Origin of the sequence: Bradyrhizobium elkanii USDA 76, from assembly GCF_023278185.1 — a bacterium.
Classification (GTDB): domain Bacteria; phylum Pseudomonadota; class Alphaproteobacteria; order Rhizobiales; family Xanthobacteraceae; genus Bradyrhizobium; species Bradyrhizobium elkanii.
In genome coordinates, this window is sequence record NZ_CP066356.1 from 7,242,681 (window position 1) to 7,257,716 (window position 15,036).

A 15,036-nucleotide genomic window follows, 5' to 3' on the forward strand; every position below is an offset into this window, starting at 1 on the left:
AAGCTGGGACGGAACTGGTCCTGCACCTGACGAGACTCAGCGTCGTCCAATTCGTGCAACCGAGACGTAGTCACTTGATCTCGAGCGCACATATGCACTTGCCGCTATGACGTCGCCGGGTGCGCCATGCGGAGCGAATGTGCGGCCGGAGCTCGCCGACTATATCGAGTGGGACCAAAACAACGCAGCGCTAGGTCAGTAGCTCAGGATTGAAAACGGCGAATTGGCTTCGCTCTTTTTGTCCTCCCCGCTGGCAGGTTCGGACGCTCAAGAAAGCCAGATAGGATCACAAGCTAGGACCCGCTATTCTTAATCGACCTGTCGCCTTCTCTCGATCCACAACGGCAGCGCGCGTGAGCATGTCACACATGTGAAATAGATGCATGTTTTGCAAGAAGATGAGGAAAGAATGCACCCGCAACGCAACAACGCGGCCCACGCGGCTGAACTATGGCGCAAGAAGCGTAACGCACAATAGAGTCCTCTAACAGACGAGGATCGTCACAAAGCGGAACGCAAGCTCTCAAGTACTACTTACAAGTGCGGACGAAGGCGCTTGTAAGCACCGCGCAGTGCTTGTCCCGACCTTCTTCGTCGCACAGACCCCTGATCTCGTAACCGCGCCAGGCGATGAGCCCTTGTCATGGGGAGCATAATGAAACCACCTCGCTCGCATTGGAGCTGGTCGTCTATCTGCTCGCAAGCCGTCCACGCTTTTCGCGGGTTTACGTGGCCAATTGCCGATGCACGCGGTGCCGTTTCAGGAGGCCGGCATGTTGCATGCGTTATAACTCCCCTTACGGCGATGCCACGCCATTTCGCCGCAAGCTCAGCTGTTTCGGATTCGCGTCCATAACGGCGCGCTCGCTGAATGCTTCCAGTTTCCAGGCACGTTGCCGATGGATCCGGATCGACGTGCTTAATCCTGTTTGGTGGAGCCGGCAGGTTCAGCGGCGCCGCCCACTTTCGGCCGAATACCGGGAAGAACCTTGCTGAACCCACATTGACGGGGCGCTGATCAACGCGTTCTGTCCGACTTGCCGGAGAACTTCGACGGACGTCTCGCCTCGAGCGGCGGCTTCCAGAATTTTGGAAGCGACTTGCGTTCGAGTGCCGGTCTCGTGAGGAGACAGCCCTTTGCAAACCTCATCCAGAACTCGACGGAGACGGGCAGTTGTTTCGGAGTCGAGCATACACGGCCTCCTTCACTGGAGCGGCGCAATGACTACGCTGCAAGCGCGACTTTCACGGCACGAACATTGTCAACCGGCGATGTGAACCGCGAAAGAGATGGCTTTCCAACTCACTTAAGGTTGCGCTATCATACAGCAGATAACTCCGCGTGTCATCACCCGCTGATGTCTCTAGCAGGATTTCCGGCATTTCGGAGAAGTTGTTCGACAGGCTAACAGGTCTTCCTGGTACCAAGCAGGTCTTCGCGATTTAAGATGTCCGCTCGCGGCACGTTATCGTCGAGTCATTCTACGTCGTGAGCCCCTAAAGCTTTCTCCATGCGCAAATGCTCGGCGTGCGCGACCGGCTCAGAATGTCAGCGCATTCTGCGTTCCGCTGAGGCACTTGCCGCATTAGCAGCACGGAAGAAGCACCAAGGCTCTACGCCCGGCGGCCACAGCCCAGCCTTCTTTGATTGAAGGGTCAAGCCAGGCGCGGTCTCGACTCTCCTGGCAATCCAATCGGAGCCGGCGCCGTTATCTGATCCGCAGAATGAAGTTCAGCAGTTCCCCTGCGGGACACTGAGTGAAATCCTCATACATGCATGAGTCTACGTCGAGAGTATTCCTCCCAAACTTCGGCCTGCTCTGCATCTTGATTACCAGCCTTGATTTCCAGACCAAAGATTCCCTACAGCGTCTTCAAATACTCAAGCAGCGCCCGCCGTTCGGCGTCGGTCAATTCCGGACCGATGGTCCCGGGCGGCAGCTTCGTTATATCGGCTTCCTGGCCCTCAAACGAATGCCCGCGGTTGCTGTTCCCAAGCAGCGACACGTTGATGTCCGTCAGGCCGGCGGCGCAGGCGTCATTGGCTCGAAGTTTCGTAACAAGCCCGACGTTAACAGGATCGAACTTGCGGCCACCGATGCAGAATGAGCTGGGCCGCTGGCCTTGAGGCAATAACATGTCCTTCAGCGTCGGCACGGATCCGTTGTGCAGATACGGGGCCGTTGCCCAGACACCGTCAAGCGGGCGCGCCCGGTATTGTGGTTCAAGAGCAAGGACATCTTCCTCCTTGCCGTTACGGCTCGCCCGCGCTCCGACATATACCCGTTGGTTTTGGCAGTTCTTGCGCGGCCCCCACATCTGCTGCTTGGCTTTTTCGGAAGAGTCGTTCGCCAGGTTCCATTGATCGATCGTCTTGCCCACCACGTCCATCAGCGCGAGCACAAATAGCGGATCTGCCGACCGGTCGGCTGGAAGACCGCAGCCCCAGGCATTGTTCAGATCGTCGACGGGATTGAGAGCGAGCGACTGGGGTAAGTGAACGCGCCGCGTCGTCAGGACATGGGATTGCTGACGATCGGTGCCGATTGCGTTCACTGGCAGCTGAACGACATTGAAATAGTGACGTCCACCGATCTCGACCCAATTCTTCTCGCCCTTCGCGGAGCGGTCTGGGTTCTCCACCTTCCAAAACGAATCTTCCGGCCACTTCGCGTCGAATGCGGGATCATTGACTGGTCCCCTGTGGCACTCAAAGCAATGCGAGCGATAAAGATCACGGCCTTTCTCAACGAGCTTTTCGTCGATGGCCCAGGCCGGGTCGCCTCGGAACCTGTCCTGGGCGTCCTTCCATCGTGGCGCGACAAGCCCGTTGAACTTTCTGTTCCCTGCCTCGGCCGACGAAAAGGGATCGGTGCCACGCAAAAGCTCCTCGAAACGCGCGATATCCGAAAGATGGACGGATGATGTAAAAAGCGGCCGTCCGGGAGCCGACGCTCTCATATTGATCTTCGCGCTGACGCCGAGCGCCTCCCCGGAATTGCGGACAAGTTCGTTGAGAACAGAGGCGTCATACTGTGCCCAAAGGAAGTACGGTGTATCCCAGATCGGCGGAAAGCTCACAGGGGCATCGTTGCGCGCGAAATTGCCCTTGAGGAGGGGATCGGGGAGTTCGCCGGTCGCAGGATCCAGAAAATTGGCGTAGAAAACCTGGTTACCGATCCGGTTCAACGCGTCCAGTCGTCCGAAGCCCTCATCGAGATTCGCAACACCCTGGCCGGTCAAAAGGCTATCGCTTGCGGCCTTTTGCTTCTTGATCTTTTGAAGTGCGAGCTCCAAATCATGTCGAAGCTTCTCGCGGTCGACGCTTCGACCTTCAATACCTTCCAGCCGGCTGGCGAAGCGTTCGAATCGCCACGGCAAGATCAGCGTGTAGCCGATCGATAGCCCGATGACCCGTTCAACCTCGCCGAGATTGACCATCGCCGGGCCACCATCGTAGCGGATACTGACATTTTTGTACTCAAGATGACCGGTATGACAAGCGGCGCAGGTCAGTCCGATCTGATCTTCATAGATTGCTCCCGTCGTCGGGTCGATGCCCCCCTTCAGGATTGCAAAGCCGACAGGCAGACCCTCTGGATTGTCGGGCGTGCCTGGCGTCCAAGTTGAGCCCACGTCCTTCGACGCATCATCTTGATAGCCGTATGCGGGTGCCTTCCGGGCAAAGTCCTTTGAGCTCGGACTTGGGATGAAACCAAGACGTCGCAGATAGTCGTCGTCCGTTAGGCTCGTGTAATGGATCGACAACTCGGGACGTTCCAGGGCCAGGAACCATCGATACGGGACCGGAATCGTCGCCGTGCCCTGCGATGTATGGTGAAACCAGTAGCGCTGCCGTGAAGTCCAATTCTGCGGCAGCCAATACGCGCTTTCGATCTTCGACGGCGCGGGCAGTGTAGCAGGCAGCAACTGAGCAACCAGATTTGCGTCGTTCTTGATCTTGAGAGCCGCATCGCGGAGCTTCTCCGGCACGAAATACGCCATGCCTACTGCCGCCACCGCGACGAACACGATCACAACTAGTAGAGCGATGACATGAGGCCACCGCCTCACCAGCCCAGCGCCCCAAGAGCGGAACGAACGCGCCCCCATAGTACCCTCCATCTCTCTATCTCAAGTAGCGCCTTCTGCCGCGCGAGTGCGCGGGCCGAAATGGCGCTGACTACTTGTTCAGCAACTGGCTATTGATGAAGGCGACCACGTCAGCCGTCTCTGCTGCGGCACGCCGGGTTATGGTCGCGGCCGCCGGGCCACCATGCAAAAACGACGGAAACCATCCGAAATTGCGAACATTCCAGTTTTCCTTCGGCAGCACCGCTGGGTTCACGCCCGGCACAGCAAAATTCTGTACTTTCCTGGCGAGTGGCTGCGCCGTCTCGGTGTGACAGCTCACGCAGTCGGTATTGAAGAAATGGCTCTTCTTCGGATCCGCGATGATATTGACGATCTCGAGTACGCGGCTATTGGGGACATTGGCATCGATAAAATCGGCCGTCGAAACGCCCTTACGATCGGCGGTCGGCAGGGGCGGTGTCTGCAGCGCCGCGTGGCGACATGTCATTGGATTTTGGTTGTTCGTGACAGGCCGCGGGACGACGTGTGTGCCACTGAGGATGCTGAACATCTGTGCGGCATGCAGGCCATCGAGCGTCGGACCGGGCACCGCTATCAACCCGGCCTGCGGGACCCTGAGCATCGAGACGAACACCCAGGGTTCGGGCGGTGAAATGCCCATGATAGCCATGGTGTTGAGGCGCTGCGGGGATAGATGCTTTTCCAGCAGGGTTTTAACCGCATCTCGAAACGGCTTCGCGGACGCCCCGACAAGGCCCGGATGCACGTTCATGCTACCCGCAGTCGAGACTTTGACATTGCCGAATTTTCCCGCCGCAAGTTGGTCACGCAAGGACGCAACGTCGCGGACGATTGCCTTGAAGGCTTCGTCGTCGGGCTTAAATCGCGGGAATGGCGCACAACCATCGAGAGGCGGATCGGGATCAAGGTTGAAGCTGAAGATCAGGTGGCCGGCAGTGTCATGGACCTTGAATCCGTCGGGTCCATTGGTCACCGGCTGAATGATCAGGCGAATTTGCGGCTGCCGGCCAAACTGGGCGATCACATCAGCCGATAATCCCGGTGCTCCCGGATCGATCCGGATGCCGGCGACAAACCAGGCATCGATCTTCTTCACGACAGCTGGCAGCGCAATGCGGCGCGTGCCGGAGTCCGGCACGCCGGGGCGTTCGGGATTTTCAGCGTTTGCGACAAAGCGCGCGAAATCCTCGTCGGAAAAAAGCCGCTGCGGAGGCGTCGTTGGACCAGTGAGATCGGATACCGCAATCAGATTGACAAGGTCAGCCGGCGATCTGGGTGCAGGAAACAGGATAGATACGTCGTTGGCTGAAAGCGGCTTCGATGCCGTCTGAGCCTGGCCTGCTGCGGCTCCCGAAGCAACGGCAAACATCAGCCCGGCGACAGACAGCCCTTCAAACAGTCGACGAAGCTTCGACCGGCATCCTTCACCTTTTGCCATCTTCGGCAATTCTCCTCTAAAACTCAACGTTTCCAATGTCAGATGAAGAAAGCGCAGCTTTCTAGCTTCGCTCCGTCGCATAGGGCCCCCTATCAGTGGATCAGCCTTCTCAATCGCTACCGTAAAGTTTGCCTTGCAAGGTCTTGAGCTGAGTCGGATGTAACGCCTCTTCAATGCAGCCAAGGAACATCTCGCTTCGAGCTTTGACACGCTCGCCGTCAGCCGGGCCATGATCCATGTCCGTTTGCAGCGAGCGCACGGCGATCCAGTCCTTCGAAGGATCCTTAAGCAACTCGAACAATGTTCGGTCTTGGTAGGGATGGAGACGGAAATGAGCGAAGGCAACTTTGGCTGAGATCTTGGCATCTCGCAGTGCGTCGGGAAGTGTGAGGAGATCAAGTCCCGCCAAGTCTCCAACCTGGAGCATGTGGTTCTGGGCTTCCTGATATTGCTCGCGTCCGACCAGTTGGTACATTCCTCGCGGACGAAACAGCCAACCGTCATCCGTTCCGGGCTGGTTTGCGAACGGGTTACCCTCGTAGCCGAGAACAAAATTCGCGAGCTCCTTGGGATGGTTAAGCAATGCGTCCATGGCGACCGGCGGCTTGCTCGCGGCCGCCAGATCAGCGTTGTTCTTGGCTATTCGCTCGCGCCATTTGCGTGGGAGTTGCGAGACCGCGCTATAAGAGAAGTTTTCACTGCTGCGCGTAAAATCGGCACTGTCGTACGAGATTGACCCGAGGATGTAGGCCAGGATGCGCGGGTCGGTCTCCTCTACGCGGTCCCATTCCTGCAACAAGGCTTTGACCTGCTCGGCCTGAAAATACGCCATATAGCTCTTTCGATATGGCGGCATGGATGGCGGAGCCGGCGAATGGTTCTTGATCGACACCGCCAGCTGGTGCTCGTACGCAGCAACTGTGTCCTGGTATCTTTGATAGCCATGCTCCTGCAACCACTTGCTCTCATAACAAGCAAGCAGCGGCTGCGGTTTGATCTTTGGCGTCGGTCGATATTCCTTGTCCAGTTCGTCGGCGTAGGCCGCCTGGGCAAGTTTTGCATCCTTGAGCGTTTCAAATGCGGACGCGACAGACCCGTTCAAGAGATGAAACAATTTCACTTGCAAGCAATCGGCATTGCTTTGTCTCTCGCGGGATTGATCGAAATCATCCTTCGGCACGCAGTCCCAGAACCGGCCGCTGCTCAGCGAGATGATGTCTGCAGTTTTCTGAGATAGCGTCCAGCCAAGCGGCAGGCTGTAGAACAAGCCTGTTATGTCCGTGCGGCCAAACGTTGGAAAGCGTTGCACGCTGGTCGTTACATCGTTCTCCGGCCGGCGATCGATATTGCTCGCGTGATTGAGCGCCACATAGGTTCGAGAGGTGCGCGTGCTCAGAAGCGCGCGCACTGGCTCCATCAGTTCACCGAACATGAAGGAACCGTGATCTCCGAACTGACCGCTCACCAGCGACAACAGATAAATCCGGAACTTTGGCGCGTCAGAAGTCCCCTTGATACTGTTAAGCCGCTCAATCAAATCAAGCGCGGTCTCGATTCCGGAATTCTCGACATATCCGCCGTCCACTAAGCGTGCCTGCGGATTGGCGGTAATGCAGTCATTCCTCAAGGGAACCGTCGCTGCCGGTGTCACCCACGGAAATCGCGCGCTCGTAAACGCCGCTGTGCTCAGCGGAATCCGCAGGGAATGGCTCGCGACGGTTTGACCGACCCCGCTTCCGGCCCGATCAAGCGTCGCAAGAATACAGAGGTCTCTGTCTTTGGAGTGTAGCGGATCGATATCGAAGGGTGAGATCACAACCCGCTTGCCGCTACCGGCATCTGTCGTATTCAACAATAGCGCCGGCATATTGTTGCCTGGCGTCCAATGCGACTGAAACTCGGCTTTTAGCAGATTGGATTGATCGCCGATGCCCCCGAGGGTCTTGAGCATTCTGTCTGTCGCATTCTCCAGCGCGTATTCCAGAAACCGTGCGCGATCGAAACTTGGAATCGCGACCGGCGAAAACAACTGGGTGAAATCGGTGAATAGAAAGCCCGCAACCAATGGCGAGAGAAAGTCCGTATCCAGGACGCTGGCAACGCGTTGTTCCACCGGTCCAGATGCATCGATATCCTCGGCGCGGCCGACGCCTGCGAGAAAGTCCGCGATTTTCGGGCAGGTCTTTGCGTCGGGAGTGATCGCATCAAGTGGCGCATTGTCGGCATGAAGCGCAGCCGCGAAAATTGCCGAACCGACGCTTCCGCCGGAGACGCCGCTTATCGCAAACAGATGCTGCCGAAATGCCGGACAGAGATCCTGCATTCTGGCAAGAAAGCGCGCCGCATTGTTGGCTGCGTAGATGCCGCCACCCTGGGCAGCCACAATGAATACGGGATATTCCCCAAGCCTGTTGGCCTCGGCCACCCGCGACTTTTGCAGAAGCCACCCGCGAAATGCCTCGACTGCAGAAATGCGCGCCTTCTCTTCCGACCTGCCAGCTGCTTGGGCTACGGTGCGCAGCCCATGGTCGTCACTTCCAAACAAGGAGGCAACCAGGAACAAGCCGCCAAAGACAACCGGTATGAACGGGAAATTGAACCTGATCGTCAGTAGCGCAAAGTGCGTGGTGAGAGCCACCACGCACATCGTAAAGAGAGCGATCACGCCGAATGATCCGACGAATTGCGCAAGGCGATCGGGAAGCAATACGAACCCCGCCGTCAACAGGGCGATGGCGCCGATCGTGAGCGCGAGAAATCTGTAGCGGATGAAATAGGCGTTGTTGGCCCGGCTGGCGAGTTCAGTCGAGCGATCTCTTGATCCCATCCGCCAGGCGAACATGACAAAGCAGGCGAGCAGGACCAACATGGCGAAGGCGAGGATAAGCAGCATGTTCCGCTCGAAGGCGAGCGCCTGGTCCTGAATGCGGAAGATACTCCCGACCTCCTCGACCTCACCGATCTTTTCAGCCGGGCGCGAGGCGAGTTGACCTGCGGCCGCAGCGACGATCGGCAACGCTCCAAGCACAACAGGCCCAAGTTTTATATAGAGAGCCAGCCGGCCCGTAGCGCGCGGGATCAGAGGAAGGGTCGCGGTGGTAAGCTGAAACGCGGACGCCCAAACCGTTATCGCGATCACGCCAAGGGCGATAAACTCCCCGACCGTAACCCACCCAATGTCGTCAGCGGCGATCCGGTAGAGCTCCTGAATCTGATCCGGCAGGTAAAGCAAAACTGAAATGGCCACCGACAGAACAACAATCCACCGAAGATTGCGCAACAATGTAAAAAGCTGCTCGCGCACAGTCATCGCGCCACCTCCGAACACTGCCTAACGGGATAGCCCGAGCGAGCAAAATCGACCTAAATTCCAAAAACACTCGTACCGGTTCTCATCGAAAACATGACGCCGGAGATTAGGGGCGGCCTGCAATAATGACGACTGACAAATTATCGTAACGCGCGTCGAGAATTGATAACGTAACCTGCAGTAGTGGAGCGATTTATCGATTCAATCTGCTGGACGGTCAAGAGATTTTCGACACAGATGACTAAATCAATGGTGTCGATGTTTCGCACCTGGGATTTACCAACTTGCGCGCTTTTTCTTCACTCACTCGTTCAGAACGCAAGAAATCGGCAGCGTCGCCACTCTCCTCCATATTCGATTCTAACCGTGGATCATCATCAATCGATGTATGCCTCAAGGCTTACGGGCACCGGGCACCTACTGGTTCGCTTAAACAACGCGTCAAGACTAGAACTCCGTTCCGCTCCATCGCAACGGCAAAGGCTCAGTCTCGTGGTGCACCCGCAAACGTGACTCGGGCCGGAAGCCGGACTCGGGAGTTTATCTTTGGTGCCTCGGGCGCCTGGCCGGCGATAGCTTGGTCCCGGACGTGCGGCCAAAGACCCGAAGGCCAGCCGGACGGAGCTGTTCGACTACTAAGGCGCGGCGCCCGGCGGCCGCATCACTTCGTGCGGTTCTTCTCGGCCGCGATGCGCACCATGGGCCAGTCTTCTCCGAAGGTGACGAACGAAAGCGACTGCTCTTTCGTCAATTCCTCGACGGGAAGGATTAGATTCTCGCGGCTGTTTCGTCCGACTATGAATCCGGACAAAGCTCCAGATTTCGATATGACCGGAGCGCGACGCTTTGCTTGTTCGCGAATGGACGACCACGCGACGTGGCTAGGCCGCAATACGGCAGGCAAAGGTCCGCTTCCTTGCCGTCCTTGATCCGCACCTTGAACAGTTCGCCGGTCAAGCGACCAAGCTTGTTGTTCTTGGCCCTGGACTGCTGATTGCGACGCGAGCCTGAGGACGCTGGAGAAACCTCTTCCGCGTTGACGCGTCGAACCCGGAAGTTCGGTCGATCCCAGAGGTTGCTTCGGAAGTCCCGTACGGTAACCATCTTTTCGGACGACTGGACCGGATCGTTGAAAAGCGGGGATGCCTCGAGCTGGACCGCCTGGAAGCCGACGTGGGGCGACTTGGCGCCCAGGACGTCGGCAACCGGAACGAAGTGGCCGACCCGGACATTCGACCGCCCGGGACCGCGAACCAGTTCGCAAAGGCCAGAATCCACCTTGCCCACCCGGGAATGCGGCGTCATCAGCGCAAAGACGGCAGGCCCCTTTCGGACCAGGGCCGACAGCATCATCTTCGCGCCCTTCTTGCCGTCGATCTTGACCCTGACCAGGGTGCCTATCCGCAAGGCATTGGAGCTGACACTCGACGGTTCGCGGAGACCTTTCAGCTCAGTCTTCATAGTCGATGTCTCTCGTAGTGTCGGGCTCGCCCAGCTCCACCAGAACAGGTCCGACCATCAACGGGAATAGATCGAACCTTTCGGCTCGTCTGGTATCAGCCGTAGGTAAATTTACTTTGATCGGCTCGCCCTCGATGTTGGTTCGGAGCATGCGGATATTCGAGAAGTCCAGATCGTAGGCCCTGGATAACAGATCGAGTGAACGCTCGAGGGAATCCGCCAGCACTTTCATGCTGATGGCGGCATTCCCTACTCCCTTACGGGTCCACGCATATTTCGAGGAGTCGTATCCGGGCAGTATGGCCGCATCGAGATGCTCGAAGGAAAGTTCCCCAAGACGAACCAGGTCCGGCTCATCAAGGATCTCCTTCGCGGCCGGTGGGGCGCCATGACGCACCATAACTTTCGCGAACCGCGTCGTCGGAGGCTCGATACATTCGGGCGCGCCGTTCTCCGGGACCATCGTCGCCTGATTGTCCACGGTCTTAAGGCTACCTTTCACATGCGTCACGCACCGCGCCGGACCATTGCTGAAATGGGAAAGGAGGAGCTTGTTGATGGGCGCGGCCGAAAAGGAATAGGCACTCTTGCTCTCGTGCAGCAGCGTGACGGACGGCACCGGATCTCTTTTGATGAAAGGCTCGATCTCCTCCGTATCTTCGTCTTCAAGATGTACGGTGGAATAGAATGGGCAAGGATCCTCGCTGTCTTTTTTCCCGGCCGTGACCCGTGCGCGCCTTTCTTCCTCGATCGCCTTTACATCCGTCTTCATCGGCTTCTTCGACAATCGCGCCGCCAAAATGTGCGCCGCTTTCGTCACGTCCTTCCCGAGGATCGGAGAAAGCGCGTCGATCAGGCCGCCGTCGCCCGATCCGCTGACCATGACCTCGTCGCCGGATTCGATGATCGATGACGGAGACCAGTAGGCAGGGGTCTGCAGATTGCCGAACTGCCTTTCGGCCCCAAAGCCCGTGGCGATCACGCAGACATCGGCCTTCAGCTCGGTTTTCTGGGCGTCGGCAAGCTTGATCGTAAGTGGCGTCGCGGCGCGCTCGATCTCATCCACTTCGGCGTGGATGAACGCGACGTACTTTGCGAAGCTCTCCTCCCATTCCTTCATCATCGCGTCGACGACTTCGGTGACCGGCGCTTGAGCCCAATTCAGGAAAGGCAGTTCGGTCGCGGGTGTCGGCTCCTGGAACGGCCAGAAGATGATGTTCGGATGGAGCTCCCGATGGATCGCATTACGGTAAGAGGTGAAATCCACCTTTTCCTTGTCCACGATAGTGACGCCGGCCCCCAGGCTGCGAAAGGCAGCAGCGATGGTCCTCCCGGCCACACCAGCCCCGACTATGCACACGCTTCGATGCCCCGGCGCGAGATGCCGATCGGAAATCTCCGCTGCCAGAGCAAGCGCTCGTAGCTGTTGGGAATAGAAGTTCTGCTGCGGAAGAAACGGATTGAGTACGAAAAGGTTGTCTGTGAGCTTGCACGCCTCATAAACGTGCGCGCTGCGTTCTGCATCGATCGGCATGCGTCTTTTACGTTCGTATAGCTCCGCCATCGCTCAGGACGCGACGGCTCGTGAAAAGGAGTTTTCAAAAGTCAGGAAGTATGTGCCACCACATGCGAGTATGCCGGGTCCGCAAAAACAATGATGGCCTTCTTCGTCCCCCCCGAAGACACGCGACCCACCCCCGTTCAATCGGCCCAAGACAAAATAGTAACAACTGATAGTTGCGTAAAGCGATTTGTTGGACTACGGCTAAAAACAAGGTTGGTACGATACGCACAATCGATGGCTCGTATACGTGGAATTAATGCGTCCCGCGCCTCACCGCCAATTCCTGTGCTTACAGAGTTCGCCGAGCTTGCCGCCGTCGGGGGCCGGCAACTCCTTCGGCTCCGACATGATCGCGCCCCCTCGGGTGCCCGAACCGGAGAATTTAAGACGGCAGGGATCGTCAGCGGCTCGAGCCATTCCTTGCGCTAGCTGATCTTGGATGGCATTTCTGACCACAGCAAATAACCCAAGTCGAGACGTTGCGCGCCACCAGTCAATACCCACGCCAGATTACCCCTCGTCGCCAGGTGGCTCAAATCGTTCCAAACCGCCCAGCGCTTCCGAATAGCGGATTCAGGCCCTGAAAGCGGGACATCGCAAGCCCGTATCACCGGGCACGTCGACGTACACCGCCGGCCCGGATCTAGCGCTCAAGACACCAGTCAGAACTTCCGCTGATCATCCAATCTCAGTACGCAATGAACAAAGGCCGCGTCGCCCTCGAGCGATCGAGTAACCCCTTCAGGCAATCAAGGCCGCGTAATTACGGCTCATAAAGAGATTTCCGGATGTCACGCAGCTCGTCCGCGTCATCCGCAACAATTGTCGCGAAGAACTTTCCGAGCAAATCTGCGACCACGTCCGATATCTGCACGGCCGGCTCCTCCACCGATTTCGCAAAGCGATGGCTCCGCAAAGGAAGCGCCTCATGCTCCATTCGGCGGCCTGCACGTAACGTTTAACGACAGCTTCACGGCATGGCGATCAAGAGGAACTCACCGGCTTCGGACAAGGCCTCCCCGCATATGCCTTTATCGCATAGTCCGACGTTGGGCGGCGGCACAGATCGTCCCCATCCCTATGGAAGGCGACGCGACGGTTTTCGGCATCGCCCCGCGCGCGCGGCAAAGGATGTGCTTGCCGGAAGACGAATACATGAGCGGCCGTCGACACGCGGTGATACTCGTCGATGTCAACCTATCGTTCGCGATACGTAACGCCTTCGACCGGCTGCAGAGGTCCGCAACAGACCACAGGGGCTTAGCTACGCTACGCTCAGCCAGTCGGTCAGCGCTTTGACGTGCACGGCAAAATCTCTGGCCTCGCTCGGTCCGCCTTTGTAGTTGATTCCGGCGACCGCGCCGTCCTCATCGAGCAGCGGACCGCCGGACATGCCCTGCGAGAGCTTTTGCGCGACCTCGATCATCGGAACGGCGCTCTTGATGGGCAACGACGTTATCAATCCGGATCGCACGTTGATCTTGTCGCCGGGGCCAAAGCCGGGAAATCCGAGCGCCGTCGTGTTGTCGCCAGCTTTGAATGTGCGCTTCGATATATCGAACTCGTAGTACTCGGTGGCAGGTATTTCGTGCGCGAGAACGGCAAGATCGCGATGCGCGTCATTTTTGGCAACCGTTACCTTGAATTTATTCGAAGGCTTGCTGGGGTGATAGACCGCGATATCGGTCGCGCCGTCAACGCAGTGCCATGCCGTAACGAGACCCACCGACTTCAGGAAGAAGGCCGTGCCCTGCACGCTGCCTTCCGTTGCGTCATCGCCCCAATGCTCGACCACCCACACCGCACGCTCCCTGATCTCGAAAATCGTGGGCAGAATTTCGAGTTTCTCGGATGGGAAGAGCTTGTTGTAGCGCGAGGCCAGACTGCGGAAAATCGGATCCGAAGGTCCCTTGATGTGCCCTACCCAGGATATCCGGCCGCGAAGATGCGACGCGAGGGCCGCTTCGCGACCATACTTGTCCTTGAGGGTCTTCTGAGCGACCGCAGCGCCCTGCTTTTCGACCACGAATAATGCTGCCCGGATGTTTCGAACGAATTTTCGGTCGACATTGACGATTTCATTGATCTTCAAGCCGGTCACCGTTCGCCGCGAATGCTTGTCGGCGTAGTGGACCTTCTGTGGATTGATCGCGAAACCGTTGGACCGGAATGCTCCGCGAAGCCCATCCTTGAGCAGATCGGGCGAGAAATTTCCGGCCGGCGGCGGAGGCCCTTCGAACAACAAGGTCAACGGCTGGTAGCTGGAAAACGTGACGTCGTCGGCATACCGGGTGTAGATGCAGCGGCTCTCCTTGGCGATCCTCTGCAATTGCTTGTCCATCCGGAAACAGATCATGTTGGAGATTATGGGACTGCTAGGTGCGCCTTGCGGCAGAACACCCTCGTTGCAGCAGATCCGCGCCAATATCTCAGCGACTCGACCGTCGATGCCGAGCGCGCTCATCAATCCGGAAACACGTCCTTCCGTAATGGCCGAAAAGAAGCCTTCGATATCCAAGTTCATTATGAACTTGCTCCGGAGATGCGCCGTAGCGTTCGTCTTGACCGAACGATTGTCCACAAAGCCGTGAACGGGATTCCTCGGTCTGTATATCGGCGCGAGCGAGGACGCGATCTTGGTCTGCAGCATCTTCAGCCGATGGTCCGGCGCGCTTATGAGGCGCTTCTTTCCTTTGCCTTTCGAAATCTCGAATTTCTGATACATCCGGCTACGAAACCACCAGATCTTCCTGAGTTCGGCTGCCGATACGGCAAGGAACTTCAATAGTTCGGCTTCGCTGGTAAGCTCGTTCGGAACCGTGACCTGGATCAGAGTGACGAAGAACGACGCGGGGCCAGGCACGAGGTCTCCCTTCCAATCACGCCAGGTATTCAGGCAGCAACGTGGCGCGCACGATCCTTGATCAGACTTTCGCTCTTACGCCGCAGTTACGACAGCGCGTATGCGAGGGGAGACCTCGTAATTCATCAATAGCAGAGCGTTCCGGGAACGCCGCGCGTCAGTCCCGGAAATTCATATAGATATTTGCAGCGTTCCATTGGCATGGCCCGGACGCCGATTCCATTGCCGCGGACGAGGTTTCGATGCTCGCCGAACGAGACGTGGTGCCGGCGCGTGATTGGTCT

The 15,036-nt window shown here is 57.7% G+C and carries 7 protein-coding genes; all 7 read right to left on the minus strand.

Annotated elements, in window-relative coordinates:
- Positions 1-1,863 precede the first annotated feature (1,863 nt).
- Entirely contained in the window at positions 1,864-4,005 is a 2,142-nt protein-coding gene (locus JEY66_RS34575) for a di-heme-cytochrome C peroxidase (RefSeq protein WP_244620895.1), read from the minus strand.
- 178 nt (positions 4,006-4,183) lie between these two features.
- Positions 4,184-5,554 carry a hypothetical protein gene (locus tag JEY66_RS34580; protein WP_244620896.1) on the minus strand — a complete coding sequence of 457 codons (1,371 nt, stop codon included), beginning with the start codon at positions 5,552-5,554 and terminating at the stop codon, positions 4,184-4,186.
- A gap of 109 nt (positions 5,555-5,663) precedes the next feature.
- Positions 5,664-8,864 (minus strand): hypothetical protein, encoded by a 3,201-nt coding sequence (locus JEY66_RS34585; protein WP_244620897.1) that lies wholly within the window; start codon positions 8,862-8,864, stop codon positions 5,664-5,666.
- A gap of 795 nt (positions 8,865-9,659) precedes the next feature.
- Positions 9,660-10,325 (minus strand): hypothetical protein, encoded by a 666-nt coding sequence (locus JEY66_RS34590; RefSeq protein WP_018270100.1) that lies wholly within the window; start codon positions 10,323-10,325, stop codon positions 9,660-9,662.
- Positions 10,315-11,859: an FAD-dependent oxidoreductase gene (locus tag JEY66_RS34595; RefSeq protein ID WP_157183425.1), complete on the minus strand. Its 1,545-nt coding sequence runs from the start codon at positions 11,857-11,859 to the stop codon at positions 10,315-10,317. Before JEY66_RS34595 ends, JEY66_RS34590 begins: the two co-directional genes overlap by 11 nt.
- Positions 11,860-12,652: 793 nt before the next feature.
- Positions 12,653-12,826, minus strand: coding sequence for a hypothetical protein (locus JEY66_RS34600; protein WP_018270098.1), 174 nt, complete (start codon positions 12,824-12,826; stop codon positions 12,653-12,655).
- 327 nt (positions 12,827-13,153) lie between these two features.
- The gene (locus JEY66_RS34605; RefSeq protein ID WP_026192357.1) at positions 13,154-14,752 is read right to left on the minus strand and encodes a trypsin-like peptidase domain-containing protein; all 1,599 of its coding nucleotides are present in this window, start codon (positions 14,750-14,752) and stop codon (positions 13,154-13,156) included.
- Between the last annotated feature and the right edge of the window lie 284 nt (positions 14,753-15,036).